This window comes from Stenotrophomonas maltophilia (assembly GCF_001274595.1).
Lineage (GTDB): Bacteria > Pseudomonadota > Gammaproteobacteria > Xanthomonadales > Xanthomonadaceae > Stenotrophomonas > Stenotrophomonas forensis.
This window is the reverse complement of sequence record NZ_CP011010.1, coordinates 3,659,441-3,683,627: the sequence shown is the minus strand read 5'-3', so window position 1 is coordinate 3,683,627 and position 24,187 is coordinate 3,659,441. Positions and strand designations below refer to the sequence as shown.

Here is a 24,187-nt window from a genome sequence, read left to right as displayed (position 1 = left end):
GTAGTCGAGCAAGCTCGACTCTACGGGGCCGTGATCACGGCCGGCGCAGGATGAACTCGCGGTCGTGGGTCTCGCCGACGATAAATTCATACTCGCCCACCTTGCTGCAGCCATAGCGTGCGTAGAAGCGCTGCGCGCCGAAGTTCTCTTCCCACACGCCCACCCACAGGGGGCGGCGCTGGGGGTGGTCCAGCCACGCCATGAACGCGTCCATCAGGCGCGCGCCATGACCGCCGTTCTGGTAGTCGGCCAGGATGTAGAAACGCTTCAGTTCAATGTCGCCCTCGCGTGCCTCGGCATGCGGCAGGGTGTTGGCACCCGCTGCCAGGTAGCCGACCACGTTGTCGCCATCCATCAGCAGCCAGACCGCACTGCGTGGGTCGGACAGCTCGGCGCGCTGCGGTTCGCTGCTGTAGTGCGCCTGCAGGAAATCGCGCAGTTCCTGCGGCGGGTACGAGTCACCCCAAGTCTCGTTGTAGGTGGTGATGGCGATGGCCGACAGCGCTTCGACATCGGACAGGGTGGCGCGGCGGATCTGCAACGACATGGTGGGGCCTGCATTGGAACGTGGCGCAGTGTAGCCGGCCCCGGCGCCTGCCGGGGCTGGCGGTTGCTCACACTCCGCTGCTCAGAACCACATGCGCACGCCGGCCACCCAGCGCGTGTCGCGCGCGTGGTCACCGGCGTAATCGGCGGTGTCGCCAAACGTGCGTTCGTGGCTGATGCCGATGTACGGCGCGAAGCGGCGGTTGAACTCGTAGCGCAGGCGCAGGCCGGCTTCCACCTTGTTCAGGCCGCGGCCGATGCCGTACTCCGGTTCGTCCTTGGCCGCCACGGTGGCTTCCAGCAACGGCTGCAGGATCAGGCGATTGGTCAGCAGCACGTCGTACTCGACTTCGGCCTTGGCCAGTACCTGGCCGCCGGAACCCATGTACAGCGTGGCCGAGCTTTCGAACTTGTAAGGGGCCAGGCCCTGGATGCCGAGCGCGGCCCAGGTACGCGAATCGGCCGGCCGGAAGTCCTGGCGCACGCCGATCAGCACGTCCCACCAGGGCGACACACTGCGGCCGTATAGGGCTTCCAGCGATGACGACTCGGTGCGGCCACGGCTGCGTTCGCCATCGGTGCGCAGCCACAGGCGGTTGATGTTGCCGCCGATCCAACCGGTCGCCTCCCAGGCTTGGCCGTTGCTGCTCTTGCCATCCCAGTGTTCAAGACGGTCGATCAGCAGCAGGCTGTTGATCTCCGGCGCATGTTCCATCGCGCCATGTGCGATCGGTGGAAAGGCGGCGGCGCGGTCGGCGTCGGTCGGGACCGGGATCGGCTCGCGTGGCTCGGTCGGTGCAGGCGATCCGTGGCCCATCGCGGCGTGGTCCATCGAGGAATGATCCATCGAGGAATGATCCATCGTCGCCGGCTGCGTCGTACCGTGATCCATCTTCGAGTGATCCATCTTCGAATGATCGACCTGCTCGGCTGGCGTTGTCGTGGCTTTCGCAGGCGCGTCCATCGCGGCCATGTCATGGCCGGCATGCGACTGCGCGAACACCGGAAGTGCAGTCGCCAGGCCCAGGGCCAGCAGGCTGGGGGAAAGCAGTGTGCGGCTCATTCTTCGATCCTCACTTCGCGCATCATGCCTGCTTCCATGTGGTACAGCAGGTGGCAGTGGTAAGCCCAGCGACCGAGTGCGTCGGCGCGCACGCGATAGCTGCGGCGGGTGCCCGGCGGCATGTCGATGGTGTGCTTGCGCACCTGGAATTGGCCCTGTGCGTCTTCCAGGTCGCTCCACACGCCGTGCAGGTGGATCGGGTGCTGCATCATGGTGTCGTTGACCAGCACGATGCGCATGCGTTCGCCGTAGTTCAGCCGCAGCGGCTCGGCGCTGGCGAACGGGATGCCATCGAACGACCAGGAGAATTTCTCCATGTGGCCGGTCAGGTGCAGCTCGATCTCGCGGCCCGGTTCACGCCCATCCGGGTCCTCGAACAGGCTGCGCATCGCTCCGTAGGTCAACACCTGGCGGCCGTTGTCGCGCAGGCCGATACCCGGGTCGTCCAGTTTGGGTTCGGTGGCTGAGCTCTGCATGTCCACCAGCGGGTTGTTGCGTTCGCTGGCCGGGTGCTTCGGTGCCTTGCTGGCGGCATCGCTGCCACCGCCATGTGCGCCGTGGCCCATGCTGGCACCGCAGCCGCCTTCCATGCTTTTCATCGCGGCCATGTCGTGGCCAGCGTGGCCGCCCATGTCATGCCCTGCCATGTCGTGCCCCATGTCGGACATCGTCAGCAACGGGCGCGGGTCGCGCGCCGGAATCGGTGCCTGCAGGCCATGCCGCACCGCCAGCGTGCCGGCGGCAAAGCCGGTGCGGCCCATGTCCTGGCAGAAAAGGGTGAACGCATCCTGGCCAGTGGGCTCCACCAGTACGTCATAGGTCTCGGCCGGTGCGATGCGGAACTCGTCGATGCTGACCGGATGGATGTACTGGCCGTCGGCGGCGACCACGGTCATCTTCAGCCCGGGGATGCGCACGTCGAAGTAGGTCATCGAGGCGCCGTTGATGAAGCGCAGCAGTACCTTCTCGCCGCTGCGGAACAGCCCGGTCCAGTTGCCGGCCGGCGCGGTACCGTTCATCAGGTAGGTGTAGGTGTGCGCGTTGATGTCGGAGATGTCGGTCGGGGTCATTCGCATCCGCCCCCACATGCCACGGTCGGACAGTGCGGCCGACCAGCCGTCGCGTTTCACGTCGCGCAGGAAGTCCGGCAGCGTGCGCTTGTAGTAGTTGTCGTGCTCGGCGAGCTTCTTCATGCGCCGGAACAACGCACCCGGGTCCATGTCGGTCCAGTCCGACAGCAGGATCACGTGCTCGCGGTCGTGGTGGTACGGTGCCGGCTCGGCCGGGTCGATGATCAGCGCGCCGTACAGGCCGGCCTGCTCCTGGAACATCGAGTGGCTGTGGTACCAGTAGGTGCCCGACTGCTTGAGGTCGAAATGATAGTGGTAGGTCTCGCCGGGACCGATGCCGTTGAAGCTCAGGCCGGGCACGCCGTCCATGTTGGCCGGCAGCAGGATGCCGTGCCAGTGGATCGAGGTCGGGTGGCGCTGCAGCGTGTTGCGCACGAACAGGTCCACGCTCTGGCCTTCGCGCCAGCGCAGGATCGGTGCCGGCAGCGAGCCGTTGACGGTGATCGCCGGGCGGGTGCGGCCGGTGAAGTTGGCCAGCGATTCGCCGATGGACAGCTCGACGCGGGTGTCGCTGAGCACGGCGGGGGCGCCGGCCAGGCGCGGCGTGGACGTGGCGGCGGCGAGCGCGCGCTGCGGCACGCCGACGGCGGCAATGCCGGCGACGACGCCACCGGCGGCCAGGCCCTGCACGAACAGGCGGCGCGACGGCATGGGCACAGCGCCCGGGCCGGGGGGAATGCGGGTATTCATGGTGGTGACTCCAGACACGGATAGATGCCGGCAAACAGCCGGCTCTGGTGCGCAGCGCGCACGGTACGCGTGGAATCAGCCGATGGGAGGACGCGAGATCGGCGGCAGTGGCGGCGCCGGGCGGCCATTGGCCGGCATCGGTTGCGGTGCCAGCGACAATGCCGGGCCGGCCAGGTACGGCAGGGGTTGCACCACCAGCAACGGGTGCTGCGCGCAGCTGCGCACGCAGTCCTTGATCTGGCAATGGGCGTCGTGGGCGGGGGCCTTGGCCTGCGGAGCCTGTTCGGCCTGCATGCCGGCGTGGTGGTGGCAGTCGGCCTCGCCGTCTTCGGCGGCCACGGCATGGGCCATCCGGCCCATTTCCTCGTGACCACTGGCCATGGCCGCGTTCAGCCCGTTGAGCAACAGGCTGAGCATGAGCACGACACGGAGCAGGGTCGAGGCCAGGGACATGGACGTCAATTTAGCCGCAAGCGGGCGCGGATGCACTTCCGGCTGAACAGCCGGTTCAAGGTTGGAGCAGCACCAGGGTGGGATTTGTAGCGTCGAGCTTGCTCGACTGCTCCTGGCGTGGAATCAACAGCAGTCGAGCAAGCTCGACTCTACAAACGGGATCACCATTACCCTTCCTCGCGCACGATCTCCACCAGGCGCGGGCCGTAGCGGCTGAGCTTGGTGCCGCCGATGCCGCCGACCCGGGCCAGTTCATCCAGGCTGGTCGGGCGCTGCTCGGCGATGTTGCGCAGGGTGCTGTCGTGGAAGATCACGAAGGCCGGCACGTTCTGTTCACGCGCCAGTTCGGCGCGCAGGCCGCGCAGGGCGTTGAACAGGGCAAGGTCCTGCGGCAGCACCGACAGGCCGGTGCGCTGCGCGCTGCGTTCGCGGCCGCTGCTGGTGCTGGCGGCATCGCGGCGCATGCTGATCTGGCGGCGGCCGGTCAGTACGGCGCGGCTGGCATCGGTCAGGCGCAGGCCGCCGTGGCCTTCGCTGTCCACTTCCAGCAGGCTGGCGGCCACCAACTGGCGGAACACGCTGCGCCAGGTGCGCGCATCCAGGTCGCGGCCGATCGCATAGGTGCTCAGCTTGTCGTGACCCTGCTGCTTGACCTTCTCGTTCTCGCTGCCGCGCAGGATGTCGATCAGGTGGCCGACACCAAAGCGCTGGCCGCTGCGGTAGACGCAGCTCAACGCCTTCTGCGCGGGGACGGTGGCATCCCAGGCGGCCGGCGGGGTCAGGCAGTTGTCGCAGTTGCCGCAGGGCTGCGGGTAGGTCTCGCCGAAACCGGCCAGCAGCACCTGGCGGCGGCACTGCATGGATTCACAGTAGCCCAGCAGGTGGTCAAGCTTGGAGCGCTCCAGTTGCTTGCGCTCCTCGCTGGCCTCGGACTGCTCGATCATCTGCTTGAGCAGCACCACGTCGCCCAGGCCATAGCACAGCCAGGCCTCGGCGGCCTCGCCATCGCGGCCGGCGCGGCCGGTTTCCTGGTAATAGCCTTCCATCGACTTGGGCAGGTCGGTATGCGCCACGAAGCGCACGTCCGGCTTGTCGATGCCCATGCCGAAAGCGATGGTGGCGCACATCACGATGCCGTCTTCGCGCAGGAAGCGGCGCTGGTTGTTGGCACGCACCTCCGGCGGCAGGCCGGCGTGGTAGGGCAGCGCATTGAAGCCCTGGCCGCAGAGGAATTCGGCGGTCTCTTCAACCTTGCGCCGTGACATGCAGTAGACGATGCCGGCCTCGCTGCGATGGCCGCGCAGGAAATCGGTCAGCTGCTTGCGGGCGTTGTCCTTCTGCACCACGGTGTAGCGGATGTTGGGGCGGTCGAACGAGCTGACGAAGTGGCGGGCCTCGGCCAGGTCCAGGCGCTCGGCGATCTCGCGCTGGGTGGGCGGGTCGGCGGTGGCGGTCAGCGCGATGCGCGGAATGTCCGGCCAGCGCTCGTGCAGGACGGTGAGCTGGCGGTATTCGGGGCGGAAATCGTGGCCCCACTGCGACACGCAGTGCGCTTCGTCGATGGCGAACAGCGCGATGTGGCTGCGCGACAGCAGCGACAGGAAGCGGCCGGTCAGCAGGCGCTCGGGCGCGACATAGAGCATGTCCAGCTCGCCGGCCAGCAGTTCGCGCTCGACGCGACCGGCGGTTTCGGCGTCCAGGGTCGAATTCAGGTACTCGGCGCGCACGCCCAGCTGGCGCAGGGCCTCGACCTGGTCCTGCATCAGCGCGATGAGCGGCGAGATGACGATGCCGCAACCGTCACGCAGCAGGGCCGGCACCTGGTAGCACAGCGACTTGCCGCCGCCGGTGGGCATCAGCACCAGGGCATCGTGACCGGCAGCCACGTGCTCCACGATGTCCTGCTGCGGACCACGGAAATCGTCGTAACCAAAGACGCGTTGGAGCAGGTCGTGCGCGGGACGGGAAGCCATCCGGGTAGTTTACCCCGGCGGGGGGGGCTCGGCAGGGCTGCGCCCTGCACCTGCTCCAGGCCAGATCAACGTCAAAGGCAACAGCTGGCTCTGGGGTGTCTGCTGGTTGGGCGGGGCGGTGTGGGCTTGCAGGACACGCGGTAAACCCGTCCCTGGGGGCTCGATGGCGCCATCCATGGCGCCAACGGTCCTGCAAGCCCACACCGCCCCACCCCCGACAGTTCCCCGCGCCTGTTGGTAGGTGTCGACCTTGGTCGACACATCTTTCAGATATCGACAAACGAAATGGGGTCAGAGCCGTTTTCCTGCGGAAAACGGCTCTGACCCCAGGCTTTGCCGACAGATCGCGGGAAACTGTCGAAGGCGGGGTGGGGCCGGTGGCAGGGGTGTCCGCGGCATGGATGCCGCGGCCAAGCCCCCATGGACGGGTTTACGGCGTCCCCTGCCACCGGACCCACCCCGCCTACCCACAGGAAGCCAGCTTTTGCTGTTGCTGTTGCCGGCCAGCGGCCGGCACTACCGCGGGTGCAGGGCACAGCCCTGCCGAGCCCCCCAAACCCTTACTGGAGCAGGGAACGCAGCATCCAGGCGTACTTCTCGTGGGTCTGCAGGCGCTGGGTCATCAGATCCTCGGTCGGAGCATCGTCACCCTTGGCCGCCACGTCCAGCACTTCACGAGCCGTACGGCAGACCGCTTCGTTGGCGACCACCAACTGGCGTACCATTTCACGCCAGTCCGCACTGTCGGTCAGGCCCGGTTCCTCAGCGATCGAGGTCAGCGCAGCAAATTCCCGGTAGGAGCCCGGGGCATTGAAGCCCAGCGCGCGGATGCGCTCGGCCACGTCGTCCAGTGCTGCCCACTGCTCGGTGTACTGCGTCTCGAACATGGTGTGCAGCGAGTTGAACATCGACCCGGTCACGTTCCAGTGGAAGTTGTGCGTCTTCAGGTAGAGCGTGAACGCATCGGCCTGGAAGCGCGACAGACCGTCGGCGATCTTCTTGCGGTCGCCCTGGGTGATCCCGATATCGATGTTCGGTGCCGACGGTGCCGCCGCTGCAAGCTTCTGCTTGCCGGTCTTGGCCTTGGTCGTGCTCTTGGTCTTCGCCATGGGGTTCCTCCTTGTGGAATCGTTGGCCTTCACAATAAACCGGTCGTGATGACTGGTCGCTTTCAAAGTTTTGAACGAACCGATTGATGAACTCTATCGATAAAAATCCATCGCCCCGCCTGCGCCAACAGCGTGCCGCCATCGACGGCGCCATGAGCCGCGACCGGGGCCGTCTGCTGGGAATGCTCTCGCGTTGCCAGGCCAAGCCACAGGATGCGGCGTTGGCCGCCACCTTCGAGCAGGCCTTGCAGGCATCGGTGCAGCGCCGGCAGATGCGGGCGCAACAGCAGCCATCCATTACTCTGGACCCGCAGCTGCCGATTGCGCGTGAAGCCGACGCGATCATCGAGCTGATCCGCGACCACCAGGTGGTGGTGATTGCCGGCGAAACCGGTTCGGGCAAGACCACCCAGCTGCCGAAACTGTGCCTGGCCGCGGGCCGTGGCCAGGCTGGCATGATCGGCTGCACCCAGCCGCGACGGATTGCCGCACGTGCGGTGGCCAGCCGCGTGGCGCAGGAACTGCAGAGCGAACTGGGCCAGCTGGTCGGCTTCCAGGTGCGCTTCAACGACAAGGTCAGCGACGACAGCCGCATCAAGTTCATGACCGACGGCATCCTGCTGGCGGAGATCGCCAGTGACCGCTGGTTGTCGAACTACGACACGATCATCGTTGACGAAGCGCACGAACGCAGCCTCAACATCGACTTCCTGCTGGGCTACCTGAAGCAACTGCTGCGCAAGCGCCCGGACCTGAAGCTGATCGTGACCTCGGCCACCATCGACACCGGTCGTTTCGCCGAGCATTTCAACAATGCGCCGGTGATCAGTGTCGAGGGCCGCACCTTCCCGGTGGAAGTGCGTTACCGCGCGCTGGAAGGCGAGGGCGAAGACCAGGGCGAGCGCACCGTCAACGATGCCATCGTGTCGGCCATCGACGAGATCACCCGCCTGGATGCGCGCGGCGACGTGCTGATCTTCCTGCCTGGCGAACGTGAGATCCGCGACGCGCACCAGTCGCTGGAGCGCCGCAAGTACCGAAGTACCGAAGTGCTGCCGCTGTACGCGCGGCTGTCCAACCAGGACCAGGACCGGGTGTTCAACCCCGGCCCGAACCGGCGCATCGTGCTGGCCACCAATGTGGCCGAAACCTCGCTGACGGTGCCGCGCATCCGCTACGTGGTCGACCCCGGTTTCGCCCGCGTCAAACGCTACAGCCCGCGCAACAAGCTGGATCGCCTGCATATCGAGCCGATCTCGCAGGCAAGCGCCAACCAGCGCAAGGGCCGTTGCGGTCGTATCGCCGAGGGCATCTGCTATCGCCTATACGCCGAAGCTGATTTCCAGGCGCGGCCGGAGTTCACCGATCCGGAAATCCGCCGCTCCAGCCTGGCCGGGGTGATCCTGCGCATGCTGCAGCTGGGCCTGGGCCGCATCGAGGACTTCCCGTTCCTGGAAGCACCCGATGAGCGTGCGGTGGCCGATGGCTGGCAGCAGCTGACCGAGCTGGGCGCGATCGATGCCGAGCGGCGCATGACCACCGTCGGCAAGCAGATGGCACGCCTGCCGGTGGACGTGAAGCTGGCGCGCATGCTGGTGGCCGCACAGGCCGCCGGTTGCCTGCGGCCGATGCTGGTGATCGCCTCGTTCCTGGGCATCCAGGACCCGCGTGAACGCCCGCCGGAAGCCCGTGGCGCGGCCGACAGCGCGCATGCGCAGTTTGCCGATGGCCGCTCCGAATTCGTCGGCGTGCTGCGGCTGTGGGATGCCTATCGGCAGGCCCATGAAGACCTGACCCAATCCAAGCTGCGCGACTGGTGCGGCCGTCATTTCCTCGGTTTCCTGCGCATGCGCGAGTGGCGCGAGCTGCATCGCCAGCTGCGCCTGCTGTGCGAGGAACTGGGCTGGAAGGAAGAGGCTGCCGAGGCGTCGATGGCGCCGCTGCTGGCCGGCAGTAGTGCGCCGGCGCCGGCGCGTGATGACGCGGCAGCGGTGAAGGCCACCCGTGGCCAGCTGCACCGTGCAGCGCGGCTGGCCCGCGAGGGCAAGGCCGAAGCCGCACCGGCACCCGTGGCCGTGCGTGCGCAGAAGGAACAGGCGCCGGCTGGCGGTGGTTTCAGCGAGCGCGTGCGTGCCACCGCCTATCAGACCCTGCACCGCGCACTGGTGGCGGGCCTGCCGACGCAGATCGGCCACCGCACCGAGAAGGGCGATTTCCAGGCCCCACGCCAGCGCCGCTTCCTGCCGTTCCCGGGCTCGGCGCTGTCCAAGCGGCCGCCGCCGTGGCTGCTGGCGGCCAACCTGCTGGACACGCAGAAGGTGTGGGGCATGACCCTGGCCGCAATCGAGCCGGACTGGGTGATCGCCGAACTGCCGCACCTGCTGCTGCGCAAGCACTTCGATCCGCACTGGTCGCGTGCGCAGGGCCAGGTGCTGGCGTCCGAGCAGATCAGCCTGTTCGGCCTGGTGCTAGCGCCAAAGAAGCCGGTGCACTACGGCCGCATTGAGCCGGGCGAGGCGCACGACATCTTCGTGCGGCAGGCGCTGGTGACCGGCGAAATCAACACCCGTGCCAGCTTCGTGGCCGACAACCAGAAGGTGCTGGAGGTCGCGCGCGAGGAAGAGGCCAAGCTGCGCCGCGCCGGCATCGTTGCCGACGAGGACTGGCAGGCGCGCTGGTACCTGGACCGGGTGCCGCCGCAGATCCACTCGGCGGCGGGTCTGGATACCTGGTGGAAGGGGCTGGCGCCGGAGCAGCGCAAGACGCTGCACTGGTCGCTGGTCGACCTGCTGCCCGGCGAAGGCAGTGAACAGGAGCGCTACCCGAAGTACCTGGCACTGGGCCAGGCGCGGTTGCCGCTGCATTACCGCTTCGAACCGGGCGCCGACGATGACGGCGTGACCCTGGACGTACCGCTGCACCTGCTCAACGCGCTGGACCCGGTGCAGCTGGGCTGGCTGGCGCCGGGCTTCGTGGTGGACAAGGCCTCGGCGCTGATCCGCAGCCTGCCCAAGGCGATGCGCCGCAACTATGTGCCGGCGCCGGACTTCGGCCGCGCGTTCTTCGAGGCGTTCCCGCAGCCCAGCGCCGATGCCATCACCGGTGAGCTGGCACGCTTCCTGTCACGCGCGACCGGTGCCACGGTGACCGCGCTCGATTTCGAGCCCGGTGCGATCGAACCGCACCTGCACATGAACCTGCGCCTGCGCGACGAGCATGGCAAGGTGCTGGCCACGTCGCGTGACCTCGATGCGCTGCGCGCGAAATTCGGTGGTCGTGCCGGCGATGCCTTCGCGGCGCGCGCCGGGCGCGAGATGGCGGCCGATGGCCTGCGCACGTTCCCGGCCACGCCGATTCCGCTGCAGGTTCCCGGCGAAGCGGGTGTGCCGGCCTATCCGGCATTGCTCGACGAAGGTGACAGCGTGGCGCTGCGCATCTTTGCCGATCGGCAGCAGGCGCAGGAAGCCCACCCGCTGGGCGTGCGCCGCCTGCTGGAAATCGCCCTGGCCGAGAAGGTCAAGCAGGCACGCAAGCAGCTGCCGGTGGGTGCCAAGACCGGCCTGCTGTACGCGGCCATCGAATCGCAGGAGCGCCTGCGCGGCGATCTGGTCGATGCGGCGATGAATGCCGTTCTGGCCGAAGGCCTGGAGGACATCCGCGATGCGGCGGTCTTCGAGCAGCGTCGCGACCACGCGGCCAAGGCGCTGTTCGGTGAGGCGATGTCGCGGCTGAAGTTGGCCGAGACCATCCTGGCGCTGGTGGCCGAGCTGAAGCCGATGCTGGAGGCGCCATTGATGGGCTGGGCGCGCGGCAACCTGGATGACATGGAAGCGCAGCTGGCCGGACTGATCCACCCCGGCTTCCTGCGCGATACGCCGGCCGACGCGCTGGCGCAGTATCCGCGCTACCTGAAGGCGATGATCCTGCGCACCGAGCGGGCCAAGCGCGATCCGCCGCGCGACCAGGCACGCATGCTGGAGCTGCATCCGTTCCTGGACGCACTGCGCGATGGCGAGGCACAGGGCCTGCGTGAACGCCCGCAATGGCAGGCACTGCGCTGGGACCTGGAGGAACTGCGGGTGTCACTGTTCGCGCAGGAGCTGGGCGCGCGCACCGGCATCTCGGCGAAGAAGCTGGCGCAGCGGGTAACCGCACTGCGCCAGGCGTGAGTCCGATCCTGTAGAGCCGAGCCGGTGCTCGGCTCTACCTCCAGGACGCGCCGTTACTTGGTGCGGCGGACCTTGGGCTGGGTGTTCACACCGTCAACCTTCATGTACCAGACGCCCATCACCCCGGGCTTGATGCTCACCTGGGGTGACGACTTGCGCACGCCGGCCAGGGTCGTGGCATCGGTCTGTTCCCATTCCTGGCCGTTGTCCAGCACGTAGATGCGGCCCTTGCCGAAGCCACGGAACTCGCCCTGCAGCACGCCGGTGATTGGCTCGTTGCTGCCGAAATCGAAGAAGCCCCGGTTCTTCACGATCACTTCCTGGCGTCCTTCCTCGCGTGCCTCCTCGCGGACGGCGGCCACGGCCTGGGTGGTGGCCGCCTCGACCTTGCCCTGCAGCCAGCGGTTGAGCGTGGCCAGTTCCGCCGCATCCAGCTTGTCCAGCCCGGCGGCCTTGAACTCGGCGGGCGACATCTGCTGCTGCAGGTCGCCTTCCACCACGCGCTGGGCCAGCGCAGGCGCCGATACGGCCAGCAACAGCGCGGCGCAAGCGAGCACTCGTGGACGGAAGTGTGGAACGATCGAGGGCATGGCGGGACTCTCCTGGGTTTGCCCGCGAGTGTAGCGGCATGTCCTCATGCCAGGCGATGGTGGCCGCGGCGATTGTCCCTGAACGGCGCCGGCGCTAGTGTAGGGGCCTCTGTCTTGCCTGCTCGATGCTGTGAACCGCGCTTCCGTCCCCGGCCTGGATGCCTTGTTGAACCGTCCCTCGGCAGCGGTGCTGCCCGCTCCGCTGCGCCAGGCCCTGCGCGGGCACTGGGATGCCCCGGAGTGCGACCACCAGATGCGCGCCAGCTGGTCGGTGCTGGGTGACACCCTTGATGCGCTGTCGATGCTTTCAGCCGACGAAGGCGCAGTGGTCGCGGCCCTGCTGTTCGACCTTCCCGGGTTGCGTGCCCACCTGGACGCGTTGCCGCTGGGCAACCACAAGGCAGCGGTGATCGGCCTGCTCGACGGCCAGGACGCTGCTGACCCGGTATGGGCGCTGCATGCCGGTCGCGAGGCCGGGCGCAACAGTGAAGGGCTGCGCCGCCTGCTGCTGGCGATCATCCGCGACCTGCGCGTGGTGCCGATCCTGCTGGCCCGGCAACTGGCGCGGATGCGCGCGGCCGACAAGCTGGATGACGAACAGCGCCGCGCGCTGGCCCAGCTCACCCGCGACATCCATGCACCGCTGGCCAACCGGCTGGGCATCTGGCAGCTGAAGTGGGAGCTGGAGGACCTGGCCTTCCGCCACCTGGAACCGGAAACCTACCGGCGCATCGCCCGTGAGGTGGACGAGACCCGCATCGCGCGCGAGCGCTACGTCGAGAACGTCAAGAAGGTGCTGTCGCGCGAACTGGTCGCGCAGGGCATCAAGGCCGAGGTCAGTGGCCGCCCGAAGCACATCTACAGCATCTGGCGGAAGATGCAGAAGAAGCGGCTGGCGTTCGACCAGCTGTACGACATCCGCGCGGTGCGGGTGATGGTCGACGATGTCGCCGCCTGCTATGCCGCGCTGGGCGTGGTGCATGCACTGTGGGCGCCGGTGCCGAGCGAATTCGATGATTACATCGCCCGTCCCAAGGCCAACGACTACCGCTCGCTGCATACCGCCGTGGTCGGCCCGGAAGGGCGCACCATCGAAGTGCAGATCCGCACCCACGAGATGCATTCGCAGGCCGAACTGGGCGTGGCCGCGCACTGGAAGTACAAGGAAGGCGGCAAGGGCGCGGAGAAGGCCTTCGACCGCAAGATCACCTGGATGCGGCAGCTGCTGGAGCAGGCGCAGGACGGGCAGGGCAACGAACTGGCCGGGGCGCTCGACGCCGAGCTGACCGAGGACCGGGTCTATGCGCTGAGCCCGAAGGACGAGGTGCTGGACCTGCCGCAGGGTGCAACGCCGCTCGATTTCGCCTACCAGGTGCACACCATGGTCGGGCACCGGTGCCGTGGCGCCAAGGTCAATGGCCGCATCGTGCCGCTGACTTACCGCCTGCGCAGCGGCGACCGCGTCGAGATCCTGACCGGCAAGGAGGCCGACCCGCGCCGCGACTGGCTGATGCCGGCCAATGGTTTCCTGGCCAGCAACCGTTCCCGCGAGAAGGTGCGCAGCTGGTTCCACAAGCTGGACCGTGCGCGCAACGTGCAGGCCGGTCGCGAACTGCTCGAGCGCGAGCTGAAGCGGCTGGGCCTGCAGCATTCGGATCTGGCAGTGGCGGCGAAGAAATTCCACGCCGACAGTGTCGATGACCTCTACATCCAGGTGGCGCTGGGCGATACCGGGCCGAACCAGGTCAGCCGCGCCCTGCTGGAAGCCGAGCGCGCGGCCAGCCAGCCGGCAGCCGCGCCGGCGTTGCCGCGCCCGACCGCGCGCCGGGAGAACCTGGGCAAGTCCAAGTTCACCGTGCAGGGCGTGGGCAACCTGCTGGTGCAGCTGGCGCGCTGCTGCCAGCCGGTGGCAGGCGAGCCGATCGTCGGCTACCTCACCCGTAGCCGTGGTGTCACCGTGCATCGGGCAGACTGCGCGGCGCTGGCCCGCCTGGCTGCCACCAGCCCGCAGCGGATCCTGCCGGTGGAATGGGGCCAGGCCGGTGGCGGCTACGAAGTGGACGTGGTGGTCACGGCGGTCGATCGCCGCTGGCTGCTGAAGGACATCACCAACCTGATCGCACAGGAAGACGCCTACGTGCTCGATATCCACAGTGACAACGTGCGCAACAGTGGCCGTGCCCATCTGCGCCTGCGGTTGAAGGTGAGCGACTACGGCCAGCTGTCGACCCTGCTGGGCAAGCTGGACGCGCTGCCGGGCGTGAGCGAGGCACGTCGCCTCGGCTGAGCTTCACGCTGCCCCGGCTACCCTGCACGCATGGAACGCGAGCCTCCGCATCGCCCGCATGGCGCTGAACATCCTGCGCTGGACCGCGTCCGCCGCGAAGGCCGCTGGTGGTGGCTGCAAGCACGCCACGCGCGCCGGGTCTGGCGCTGGGCGCTGGTCGCGGCGCTGGCCGTGTTCGTGCTGCTGGTGCTGCTGCGCAAGCCGCTGGCCGACTGGTTCTGGGATGAGCCGCAGATCGAACAGTTGCTGGCCGAGGGTGACCGCGCACTCGCCGCGGGCCGGTTGAGCGCGGCCGATGGCAGTGGCGCACGCGAGCGCTACCAGGCGGTGCTGGCACTGGACGGTGATCGCCCGCAGGCGCGCGAAGGCCTGGCCCGAACCGCTGCGGCGGCACTGCAGCAGGCACGCGACAGGCTGCAGAACAACGATCTCGACGGTAGCGCACAGGCACTGGCGTTGGCCCGCGAGCTGCAGGTGCCGCAGAGCGAAGCCGAAGCGGTTGCCCGCCAGCTGCAGGCGCGACGCAACGCGGGGGCCGGCATCGGCGCGCTGCTGGCACAAGCGCGCAATGCCTTTGCGGCCGGGCGGCTTGATGATGGCGACAGCAGTGCATTGCCGCTGTTCCAGCGCATCCTGGCAGTGCAGCCGGACAATCTGCCGGCGCTGGAAGGGCGCGAGGATGCCCTGAGCGATCTGTTGCAGCAGGCACGCACGCTGGCCGGGCGAGGGGAGCTGGCCGAGGCGGCTGTGATCGTGCAGCGCGCCCGCCAGTTCGATGCCGGCCATGCCGACCTGCCGGCCAGCCAGGAGGCGCTGGCACGTGCCGTGGACCTGCGCCTGCGGCAGGCGCAGCGCGCGTTGCAGCGCCAGCAACTGGAAAATGCGGCGAAGGGCTTCCTGGCCGTGCTGGCCGTGGCGCCGGAGGATCCCACGGCCCAGCGTGGCCGCGAGCAGGTGCTGCAGGCCGTGCTGGCGCGCAGCCAGAGCCAGGCCGACGATTTCCAGTTCGACGCAGCACAGCGTGATGCAGCGCTGGCCGAGGCGCTGGGCGCGTCGGCCGCGGCGCGCCAGCAGCTGGCGCAGCGCCTGCAACGTGCGCAGCAGGCACAGCGGTCGCTGCAACAGCCGGCGGCCAGCAACGCGCAACGCGAACGGCAGTTGCGCGAGCTGCTGCGCAGGATCGAGCGCGCCGAGCGCGCCGGGCAGTGGATCAGTCCACCGGGACACAGCGCGTTCGACGCGCTGCGTGAAGCGCAGGCCCTGGCGCCGCGCGATTCCCGGGTGAAAGCGGCCGCCGCGCGCCTGCTGCCCGCCAGCCGTGCCTGCTTCGATGACAACCTGCGGCAGAACCGGGTGCAGGCCGCCGGCGCCTGCCTGCAGGCCTGGCAGACCCTGTCGCCCACTGCGAACGGCCTGCCTGCTGCCCGCCAGCGCCTGGCACAGCGCTGGCTTGCGATCGGCAGCGAACGCCTGGGCAATGGTGATGTCGCCTTCGCCGAACGCGCCCTGCAGCAGGCCGCCGAGCTCGGTGCGGGCGCGTCCAGCAGCGAGTATCAACAGCTGCGGCAGCGCCTTCGCGATATCGGTGTGCCCTCGCCCTGAGCCCGCCGTTGCCGGCGGGGTCGTTATAGTAGCCAGCCCCCGCTGCCCGCCCATGGAGTGCCGATGACCGTCCTTGTTTCCGGAGCCACCAGCCAGATCGGCCGGTTCCTGTTGCCGCGCCTGCTGCAGGTGCATGGCCAGGTGCAGGCGGTGAGCCGGCGGCCGCAACCGGCGCAGGACGGAGTGCACTGGCTGTGCGGGGATCTGGCCAGCGCGCTGGACAGCGTGCCGTCTGCCGAGTGGCAGGCGATTGCCAGTTTCGGGCCGCTGGAAGGGTTGGCGCAGTGGTTGTCGCGGCAGGCCCGCGCGCCGGCTCCACGGGTCATCGCCACCAGCTCGATGAGTGTGCTGAGCAAGCAGGATTCGGACCAGGCCGACGAGCAGGACGTGGTGGCGATGCTGCAGCGGGGCGAACAGGGCCTCATCGAGCAGGCCGAGCGCCTGGGCATGGCGTGGACGATCCTGCGGCCGACCCTGATCTATGGCGCCGGCATCGACCGCAGCATCACCCCGATCGTGCAGCGCGCGCTGCGCCTGCGCCTGTTCCCGATTCCGCGGGCCGAGGGCCTGCGCCAACCCGTGCATGCCGACGATATCGCCCGCGCGGTGGTGGCCTGCATCACCACCGGTGCGGCGTCGGCGCGGGTGCTGGAGATCGGCGGCGGTGAACGCCTGCCGTATCACGCGATGTTCCGCCGCGTGCACGCCAGCCTGGCGCAACCGACCTTGCCGCTTCCACTGCCGGGCTTTGCATTGCGTGGCCTGGCGGCGGTGCTGCCGCGCGCGCGCGGCCCGGTATCACGCCTGCAGCAGGACCTGGTCGCCGACAACGGTCCGCTGCTGGCGCTGCTGGGTGTACACCCGCGGCCGTTCAGGCCGGAGGCGGACATGTGGCAGCCGATGAGTGCCGCACAGGCGCTGCAGCGGATCGCAGCGCATCCCGGCAACCACTGACGGTGCAGATCCGCCCCCCGGCGGAGGCTCTGCTACCATCCTCGGCCTTGTTCCCCGCGAGTACGTTCCATGCCTGACGCGCCATCCGGATCGGCCCCCGCCGAGCGCATTGGCGTCGCGCTGTGCACCTACAACGGTGCACGCTACCTGCAGGCGCAGTTGGACAGCATCCTCGACCAGGATCTTCCGGTGAGCGAAGTGGTGATCGGCGATGATGGTTCCAGCGACCAGACGTTGCCGTTGCTGAAGGCCTTCGAGGTGCGCGCGCGGGCGCTGGGCATCCGGGTCGAGATCGTCCGGCACCCACGCAACCTCGGTTATGTCCGCAACTTCGCCGACGCGCTGCAGCGCTGCCAGGCCGACATCCTGTTCCTGAGCGATCAGGACGATGTCTGGCATCCGGGAAGGGTGCGCCGCTACGTGCAGCGCTTCCGCGCTGATCCGGGCCTGTTGCTGGTGCACAGCGATGCACGGCTGGTGGATGCGCAGGGCGCGCCGCTGGGCCAGCGGCTGCTGGAGGTGCTGGTGGTGCATCCGGCCGAAGTCGAACTGGAACGCTCGGGCCGTGCGATCGATGCCATTCTGCTGCGCAACTTCGTCACCGGCGCGACCTGTGCGCTGCGTCGTTCGCTGCTGGAGGGGGCGCTGCCGGTGCCGCCGGGCTGGAGCCACGACGAATGGCTGGCGGTGCACGCGTCGCTGCGTGGAGGGCTGGACATGCTGGCCGAGCCCACCATCGATTACCGGCAGCATGGCAACAACCAGATTGGCGCCAGCCGCCGCGGTTTCCTGCAGCGGCTGCGGCATCTCGATCTGTTCGACGGGAAGGCGCGGCAGCGTACCGCGGGGCGCCTGCTGGCCCTGGATGCCCTGCTGGTGCAGCGCGGCGTCCGCGTTGCACCTGAACGCTTCCAGGGTCTTTCCGCGCTGGCCTGGCGCATGGCCTGGTCGCGTCTGCAACTGTATCGCCGGGCGGGCGTGCAGGCGCGCTGGATCGCTCACGACGCGCCGCGGCTGTTCGCACGCTTGGCCAATGTGTGCCTGGCCGGGGCAGGCTGGCGCGGCGTCCGCGCGGCGTTGGCGGGGGCGGCCGCGGGCTGGCGGGAGCCTCGCGCTGCTTGAACTGCAGTGAAACCGCAGGCCACCGCCCGCCAGCCACCACGGCGCCTGCGTTAGACTCGCCAGACCCTATCTGCCCGCAGCCCCAGTGCCCCGACGCTACGATTCCGACGACAACGACGATTTCGACGACGACCAGCAGGACGACAGCCCGCTGTGGCGGCGTCGCCTGATCACCTGGAGCATGGCTGCGGTCGCGTTGGGATTGGGTTTCCTGATTCCCTACACGCTGTACCTGAACCAGCAGGTGACCCAGCGTTTCGGTGAACTGCGCTGGCAGATCCCGACGCGGGTGTATGCGCGCCCGCTGGTGCTCACGCCCGGCAAGGCGATGGATGCGGCCACCCTGAAGACCGAGCTGGCCGCGTCGGCCTACCGCGATGACGGGCAGGGCAAGGAGCCGGCCACCTATGCGGTGAACGGTGGGCGCTTCGTCATCTCCAGCCGCGGCTACAACGACGTCGACGGCCGGGTCGCCCCGCGCCGGGTGGAGCTGTCGCTGGCCGATGGCGGCGTGGCCTCGCTGCGTGATGCCGATAACCGCAAGGCGCTGAAGGCCGCGCGGCTGGATCCGGCGCGCATCGCCACCCTGTACGGCCAGAAGCAGGAAGAACGCCGCCTGATCCGCATGGACGAGGCGCCGGACCTGCTGGTGACCGGCCTGCAGGCGGTGGAGGACAAGGATTTCAACCGTCACCACGGTATCGATCTGTCCGGCATCGCGCGCGCGGTATGGGTGACCATCCGCTCCGGTGGCCAGAGCCGCCAGGGCGCGTCCACGCTGACCCAGCAGCTGGCCCGCAGCGGCCTGCTCGGCATCGGCAAGGAACAGACGGTCACCCGCAAGTTCAACGAAGTGCTGTACGCGCTGATCATGGAAGCGCGTTACGACAAGCGCACCATCTTCGAGGCCTACCTCAACCAGGTGTACCTGGGCCAGCGTGGCAGCCAGGCCATCCACGGCATGTCCTCCGGTGCCGAGTTCTGGTTCGGCCGCGACCTGTCGTCGCTGGAAACCGAGCAGATCGCGCTGCTGATCGGCCTGGTCAAGGGCCCGTCCTTCTACGACCCGCGGCGCAACCCGGAACGCGCGCTGGATCGCCGCAACTTCGTGCTGGGCAAGCTGCACGAAGCCACGTTGATCGACGATGCCGAGTACCAGCGCGCGTTGAAGGCGCCGCTGGGCGTTCCGAAGACGCCGGGCCTGGTGGCGGCCAACCGCTTCCCGGCCTACGTCGACCTGGTCCGCCGCCAGCTGGGCCATGACTATCCGGAGTCGGCGCTGCAGGGCGCCGGCCTGAGCGTGATGACCGGCATGTCGCCGTCCGCGCAGGCCTACGCCGAAGGCGCGGTGACCCGTACCATCAAGTCGCTGGAAAGCAAGCGACGCCCCGAACTCCAGGCCGGCATGGTGCTCACCGATGTGCACAACGGTGATGTGCTGGCGGTGATCGGCAGCCGCGAGGTTTCCGAGGTCGGCTTCAACCGCGCGATCGAGGCGCAGCGTCCGGTGGGTTCGCTGCTCAAGCCGTTCGTGTACCTGCTGGCGCTGGCACAGCCGGACCGCTACTCGCTGGCCAGCTGGGTGGACGATTCCCCGGTGACCGTGCAGCTCGGCCGCGGCCGCAACTGGAACCCCGGCAACGCGGACAACCGCAGCCACGGTACGGTGCGCCTGATCGATGCGCTGGCCCATTCCTACAACCAGGCCACCGTGCGCGTCGGCATGCAGGTCGGTCCCGAGCGCGTGACCCAGCTGATTCACGTACTGGCCGGCATCAAGGCCGAGGCGAATCCGGCGGTGATCCTCGGCTCGACCGACCAGAGCCCGTACGCGATGGCGCAGCTGTACCAGTTCCTCGCGTCCGGCGGCGAGATCCAGCCGTTGCACGCGGTGCGTGGCGTGCTCGATCCGCAGGGCAAGCTGCTCAAGCGCTATGACAAGACGCCGGCGCCGGCACAAGAGGGCGACTCGATCGCCGCCAACCTGATCAGCGTCGGGCTGCAGCAGGTGGTCGCCAGTGGTACCGCGCAGCGCCTCAACGCCGACGGCCTGGGCCGGCTGCAGCCGGCCGGCAAGACCGGTACCACCAATGATGGCCGTGACAGCTGGTACGCCGGTTACACCGGCGATCATCTGGCGGTGATCTGGATCGGCAATGACCAGAACGAACAGGCGGGCCTGTACGGCGCTACCGGTGCAATGAGGGTGTGGTCCGGCATTTTCCAGCGCCTGCCAAGTGCGCCGCTGCGCGTCAGCAACAAGGGCCTGGACTGGCAGTCGGTGGCGCCCACCGGCATCAACAGTACCGATGAAGGCTGCCCTGGCGCGCGTCGCTTCCCGTTCGTGGTGGGCTACGCGCCGGCCTATGCACCGTGCGCGCCGGCAGTATCGCCGGACGGGCAGGGTGGAACCGAGGGCGAAGGCGGTGGCTGGCGCAGCTGGTTCGGCCTGGACCGCAAGCCGGACGCCCCTGCGGAACCCGCCGCGGCCCCCGCGGCTGCTACTCCTCCTCCAAGCCGATGATGCCGATGAACTTGCGATCCCTGCTGCAGCCCCTGGCCCTGACCGGCCTCAGCCTGGCCTTGGCCGCGTGCGTGAGCAGCGCACCGCCGGTGGCCAAGCCGCCGGTTGATACCACCACGCCGGCGCAGCGCCTGGCCGCCGTGGACGCAGCCGCCGGCCCGGACGACAAGGAGCTGTCGGTGCAGCCGCTGCGCGATTCGCAGGTTGAAGATCTGCGGGTGACCGCGCAGGCGCAGCGACAGGCCAATGATCTGGTCGCCGCGGCCAGCAGCCTGGACCATGCGCTGGAGATCGTGGCGGGTGACCCGGCGGTGCTGCAGGAACGTGCCGAGCTGGCGCTGCTGCAGGGCCAGTGGGCGCAGGCGGAGACATTCGCACGCAAGGCGATCGATCTGGGTTCGAAGACGGGGCCGCTATGCCGCCGGCACTGGGCGACGATCGAGCAGTCGCGCCTGGCGCGCGGCGAGAAGGAGAATGCGGTGTCGGCGCATGCGCAGCTGGAAGGCTGCACCGTGCCGGGGATCAAGCGGTACTGAGCTGTTCCCCTCCATCGGGCGCTGCCCCCTCTGCGGCGCACGCTCGCACTGATGGAGGGTTGTGATGGGCCGGGTGGGTAGGGCGTGCAGGACACGCCGTGAACCCATCCATGGGGGCTCGATGGCGCCATCCATGGCGCCAACGGTCCTGCACGCCCCACCCACCCGGCCCGCCATACATCGCGCGGGCCGCAGGCAAGAACAAAATCAAAATCAAAAGCGGGTCGCGCGCTCGCTGCCATTTCCTTTCTTCTTTCCCCGTTACTCCCACCGCTTCTGAACCACCAGTCGAGCAAGCTCGACTCTACGAAGTGCGTCCCTCCGTCACGGGGAAACTGTCGAAGGCGGGGGACTGCGGGTTTGCGGGGTGTCCGCGGCATGGATGCCGCGGCCAAGCCCCCAGGGATGGGTTTACGGCGTCCCCGCAAACCCGCAGTCCCCTGCCAGCCCTCAGTACAACCCAGAGCCATGAACAAACGCTGTTGCCGTTGCCGCTGCTGGTGCTCTGGCCTGAAACGGGTGCCGGGCAGCGCCCGGCCGGGTATCCTTTCCTTCTGATGTCCGACCTTGTCCATGCCAGCCGCGAAGCCCTCAGCGACGGCGGCGCGCTCGCCTCGCACCTGGACGCCTTCGTCCCGCGTCCGGCCCAGCTGCGCCTGACCGAAGCCATCGCCGATGCGCTGCAGCAGCGCGATCTGCTGCTGGCCGAGGCCGGTACCGGCACCGGCAAGACCTTCGCCTACCTGGTGCCGGTACTGCTGTCCGGGCTGCGTACCATCATCTCCACCGGTACCCGCGCGCTGCAGGACCAGCTCTACCACCGCGATCTTCCTCGCGTGCGCCAGGCGCTCGGCGTCGGCCTGCGCAGCGCGCTGCTGAAGGGGCGTGCGAACTACCTGTGCCGCTATCGCCTGCAGCAGGCGCGTGGCGAGCCACGATTCTCCAGCCCGGAACAGGCGGCGCAGTTCCAGCGCATCCTGGCCTGGTCCGGTCGCTCCGAGTTCGGTGACATCGCCGAGCTCGACGGGTTGGCCGACGACTCACCACTGCTGCCGATGGTCACCTCCACCGTCGACAACTGCCTGGGCACCGACTGCCCGTTCTGGGACGACTGCTTCGTGGTGCGTGCGCGGCAACGTGCGCAGGCGGCCGACGTGGTGGTGGTCAACCATCACCTGCTGCTGGCGGACCTGGCATTGAAACAGGATGGCTTCGGCGAACTGCTGCCGGGGGCGCAGGCGTTCGTCATCGACGAGGCGCATCAGTTGCCCGAGTTGGCCGCGCAGTTCTTCGGCGAGGGGTTCGGCATGCGCCCGTGGCAGGAGCTCGGCCGCGACTGCCTGGCCGAAGCGCGAGGCGTGGGCGGTGCGCAGTCGGCCCTGCAGGAGCCGGTCGACCAGTTGCAGCAGGCGCTGCTGGCGTTGCGTACAGCGATGGAGGGCCTGCCATCGCGCGGCACGCAGTGGCGCGCACTGGCAATGCCACAGGTGCGCGACGGCTTCGATACGGTGATGGCGGGGCTGGTGACGCTGGAGCAGGCACTGCAACCACTGCGCGAAGCTGCCGCTGGCCTGGATGCCTGCCATGCGCGGGCGCGCGAAGCGGTCTCGCGGCTCAGCCGCTGGCTGGGCGATGATGAGCCCAGCCTGGATTTCGACACCGACCCTGCGGACGTGGCGGGTGCTGCCGATGTGCTCTGGTACGAGCTCACCCCGCGTGGTTTCCGCTGCCAGCGCACGCCCATGGATGTGTCCGGGCCGCTGCGCGAGCACCGTGAACGCAGCCGGGCGGCATGGATCTTCACCTCCGCTACGCTGACCGTAGGCGGTGGCTTTGATCACATCGCCACGCGGCTGGGCCTGGACGATCCGCACACCCTGGTCCAGCCGAGTCCGTTCAACTGGCCCGAGCAGGCGTTGTGCTACCTGCCCGAAGGCCTGCCCGATCCGGCCGCGCGTGGCTTCGGCACCGCGTTGATCCAGACCCTGCGGCCGGTGCTGCAGGCGTCGCAGGGCAGGGCATTCCTGCTGTTCGCGTCGCATCGCGCCCTGCGCGAGGCCGCCGAAGCGCTGCGCGACGGGCCGTGGCCGTTGTTCGTGCAGGGCGAGGCGCCGCGCGCGACGTTGCTGCAGCGCTTCCGCGAATCGGGCAATGGCGTGCTGCTCGGCTCGGCCAGTTTCCGCGAGGGCGTGGACGTGGTCGGCGAAGCGTTGAGCGTGGTGATGATCGACAAGCTGCCCTTCGCCGCTCCGGACGACCCGGTGTACGAGGCACGGCTGGAGGCGATCCGCAGCCAGGGCGGCAACCCGTTCCGCGACGAGCAGCTGCCGCAGGCGGTGATCGCGTTGAAGCAGGGTGTCGGCCGCCTGATCCGCAGCGAGAGCGACCGCGGGGTGCTGGTGCTGTGCGACCCGCGCCTGCTTAATCGCGGCTATGGCCGGGTCTTCCTCGATTCGCTGCCGCCGTTCCGCCGTACCCGCAGCCTGGCCGATGTGCAGGCCTTCTTTACGCCACAATGGGCACCCGTGGCCGATGATGCCGTTCCGGCCACCGCTGCGGCGGGCCCGGATCTGGCGCCCGGCGCCACGTTCCCCCTGTTCTGACCTGATCCGATGAAACTGCTCGCCTTTGAAACCGCCACCGAAGCCTGTTCCGTTGCCCTGCATGTCGATGGGCAGGTGCTGGAACGTTTCGAGATCGCCCCGCGCCGGCATGCCGAACTGAGCCTGCCGTGGGCGGAGGCGCTGCTGGCCGAAGCCGGCATCAGCCGCCGCCAGCTGGACGGTATCGCGCTCAGCCGCGGCCCCGGTGCGTTCACCGGCGTGCGCCTGGCCATCGCCATTGCCCAGGGCATCGCGCTGGCGCTGGACCGCCCGCTGCTGCCGGTGTCGACGCTGCGGGTGCTGGCGCTGCGTGCGCCGGCGGAAGAAACACAGATCCTGTCGGCAATCGATGCGCGGATGGGCGAACTGTACGTCGCGCGCTTCGAACGCGTGGACGGCCTGCCGGTTGCATGCGATGCCGAGCGCGTGTGCGCACCGGCTGCGGTGGCGTTGCCGGAAGGGCTGTCGGCCTACGGCGTCGGTACCGGGTTCGGCGCGACCGAAGGCGCTCTGGTGGCGCAACTGGGGGCAGGCCTGCGCGGTTTCGATGCCACTGCACTGCCGCGTGCGTCGGATGTGCTGGCGCTGGCGGTACCGGCCTTCGCGCGCGGTGAGGCCATTGCACCGGAGAAGGTCGAACCGGCGTACCTGCGCGACAACGTGGCGCTGACCCTGGTCGAGCAGCAGGCCGCGCGCGAGGCGAAGGCGAAGGCCAACGGCTGAGCCCCTCGTGGCGGGGTTGGTTGATCGCGTAAATCAAAAGCCGCGCTTGGCCGGGCGGGGTGGGTTCGCGGGGGACGCCGTGAACCCGTCCCTGGGGGCTTAGCCGCGCCATC

16 protein-coding genes are annotated in these 24,187 nt (G+C 68.6%); 9 read left to right on the top strand and 7 right to left on the bottom strand.

Annotated features, from left to right (window positions below; translation table 11 throughout):
* Positions 1–34: 34 nt before the first annotated feature.
* From VN11_RS16830 to VN11_RS16805, 6 genes are all read right to left on the bottom strand, one after another.
* On the bottom strand, positions 35–547 hold the full coding sequence (locus tag VN11_RS16830) for a GNAT family N-acetyltransferase (protein WP_053450562.1): 513 nt from the start codon (positions 545–547) through the stop codon (positions 35–37).
* Positions 548–628: 81 nt separating this feature from the next.
* Positions 629–1,609, bottom strand: coding sequence for a copper resistance protein B (locus VN11_RS16825; protein WP_053450561.1), 981 nt, complete (start codon positions 1,607–1,609; stop codon positions 629–631).
* Positions 1,606–3,429: a copper resistance system multicopper oxidase gene (locus tag VN11_RS16820; protein WP_053450560.1), complete on the bottom strand. Its 1,824-nt coding sequence runs from the start codon at positions 3,427–3,429 to the stop codon at positions 1,606–1,608. The genes VN11_RS16825 and VN11_RS16820 overlap by 4 nt, the downstream gene beginning before the upstream one ends.
* A 75-nt stretch (positions 3,430–3,504) precedes the next feature.
* The gene (locus VN11_RS16815) at positions 3,505–3,882 is read right to left on the bottom strand and encodes a CopL family metal-binding regulatory protein (RefSeq protein WP_053450559.1); all 378 of its coding nucleotides are present in this window, start codon (positions 3,880–3,882) and stop codon (positions 3,505–3,507) included.
* A 167-nt stretch (positions 3,883–4,049) separates the two neighbouring features.
* Complete coding sequence (gene recQ / locus VN11_RS16810) at positions 4,050–5,855, bottom strand: DNA helicase RecQ (protein ID WP_053450558.1); 1,806 nt, start codon at positions 5,853–5,855, stop codon at positions 4,050–4,052.
* Between the two features lie 560 nt (positions 5,856–6,415).
* Positions 6,416–6,964, bottom strand: a complete 549-nt coding sequence (locus tag VN11_RS16805; RefSeq protein WP_006439098.1) for a Dps family protein — start codon at positions 6,962–6,964, stop codon at positions 6,416–6,418.
* A gap of 86 nt (positions 6,965–7,050) precedes the next feature.
* Between VN11_RS16805 and hrpA the strand changes: the two genes are divergently transcribed.
* Entirely contained in the window at positions 7,051–11,133 is a 4,083-nt protein-coding gene (gene hrpA, locus VN11_RS16800; RefSeq protein ID WP_053450557.1) for an ATP-dependent RNA helicase HrpA, read from the top strand.
* Positions 11,134–11,186: 53 nt separating this feature from the next.
* Here the strand turns inward: hrpA and VN11_RS16795 are convergent, their stop codons facing one another.
* On the bottom strand, positions 11,187–11,723 hold the full coding sequence (locus VN11_RS16795) for a hypothetical protein (protein WP_053450556.1): 537 nt from the start codon (positions 11,721–11,723) through the stop codon (positions 11,187–11,189).
* A 130-nt stretch (positions 11,724–11,853) separates the two neighbouring features.
* Here VN11_RS16795 and VN11_RS16790 point away from each other — a divergent pair, with 130 nt between their 5' ends.
* The 8 genes from VN11_RS16790 (at position 11,854) to tsaB (ending at position 24,074) form a co-directional block, all read left to right on the top strand.
* Complete coding sequence (locus tag VN11_RS16790; RefSeq protein WP_053450555.1) at positions 11,854–14,010, top strand: bifunctional (p)ppGpp synthetase/guanosine-3',5'-bis(diphosphate) 3'-pyrophosphohydrolase; 2,157 nt, start codon at positions 11,854–11,856, stop codon at positions 14,008–14,010.
* A 30-nt stretch (positions 14,011–14,040) separates the two neighbouring features.
* Complete coding sequence (locus VN11_RS16785) at positions 14,041–15,612, top strand: hypothetical protein (RefSeq protein ID WP_053450554.1); 1,572 nt, start codon at positions 14,041–14,043, stop codon at positions 15,610–15,612.
* A 63-nt stretch (positions 15,613–15,675) separates the two neighbouring features.
* Positions 15,676–16,566 (top strand): SDR family oxidoreductase, encoded by an 891-nt coding sequence (locus VN11_RS16780; protein ID WP_053450553.1) that lies wholly within the window; start codon positions 15,676–15,678, stop codon positions 16,564–16,566.
* Between the two features lie 69 nt (positions 16,567–16,635).
* On the top strand, positions 16,636–17,688 hold the full coding sequence (locus tag VN11_RS16775) for a glycosyltransferase family 2 protein (protein WP_053450552.1): 1,053 nt from the start codon (positions 16,636–16,638) through the stop codon (positions 17,686–17,688).
* Between the two features lie 85 nt (positions 17,689–17,773).
* Positions 17,774–20,212 carry a penicillin-binding protein 1B gene (mrcB, locus tag VN11_RS16770; RefSeq protein ID WP_053450551.1) on the top strand — a complete coding sequence of 813 codons (2,439 nt, stop codon included), beginning with the start codon at positions 17,774–17,776 and terminating at the stop codon, positions 20,210–20,212.
* Positions 20,209–20,748, top strand: a complete 540-nt coding sequence (locus VN11_RS16765; RefSeq protein ID WP_053450550.1) for a hypothetical protein — start codon at positions 20,209–20,211, stop codon at positions 20,746–20,748. Before mrcB ends, VN11_RS16765 begins: the two co-directional genes overlap by 4 nt.
* Positions 20,749–21,305: 557 nt before the next feature.
* Entirely contained in the window at positions 21,306–23,351 is a 2,046-nt protein-coding gene (locus tag VN11_RS16760) for an ATP-dependent DNA helicase (RefSeq protein WP_053451369.1), read from the top strand.
* A 9-nt stretch (positions 23,352–23,360) separates the two neighbouring features.
* Positions 23,361–24,074 (top strand): tRNA (adenosine(37)-N6)-threonylcarbamoyltransferase complex dimerization subunit type 1 TsaB, encoded by a 714-nt coding sequence (tsaB, locus tag VN11_RS16755; protein ID WP_053450549.1) that lies wholly within the window; start codon positions 23,361–23,363, stop codon positions 24,072–24,074.
* Positions 24,075–24,187 lie beyond the last annotated feature (113 nt).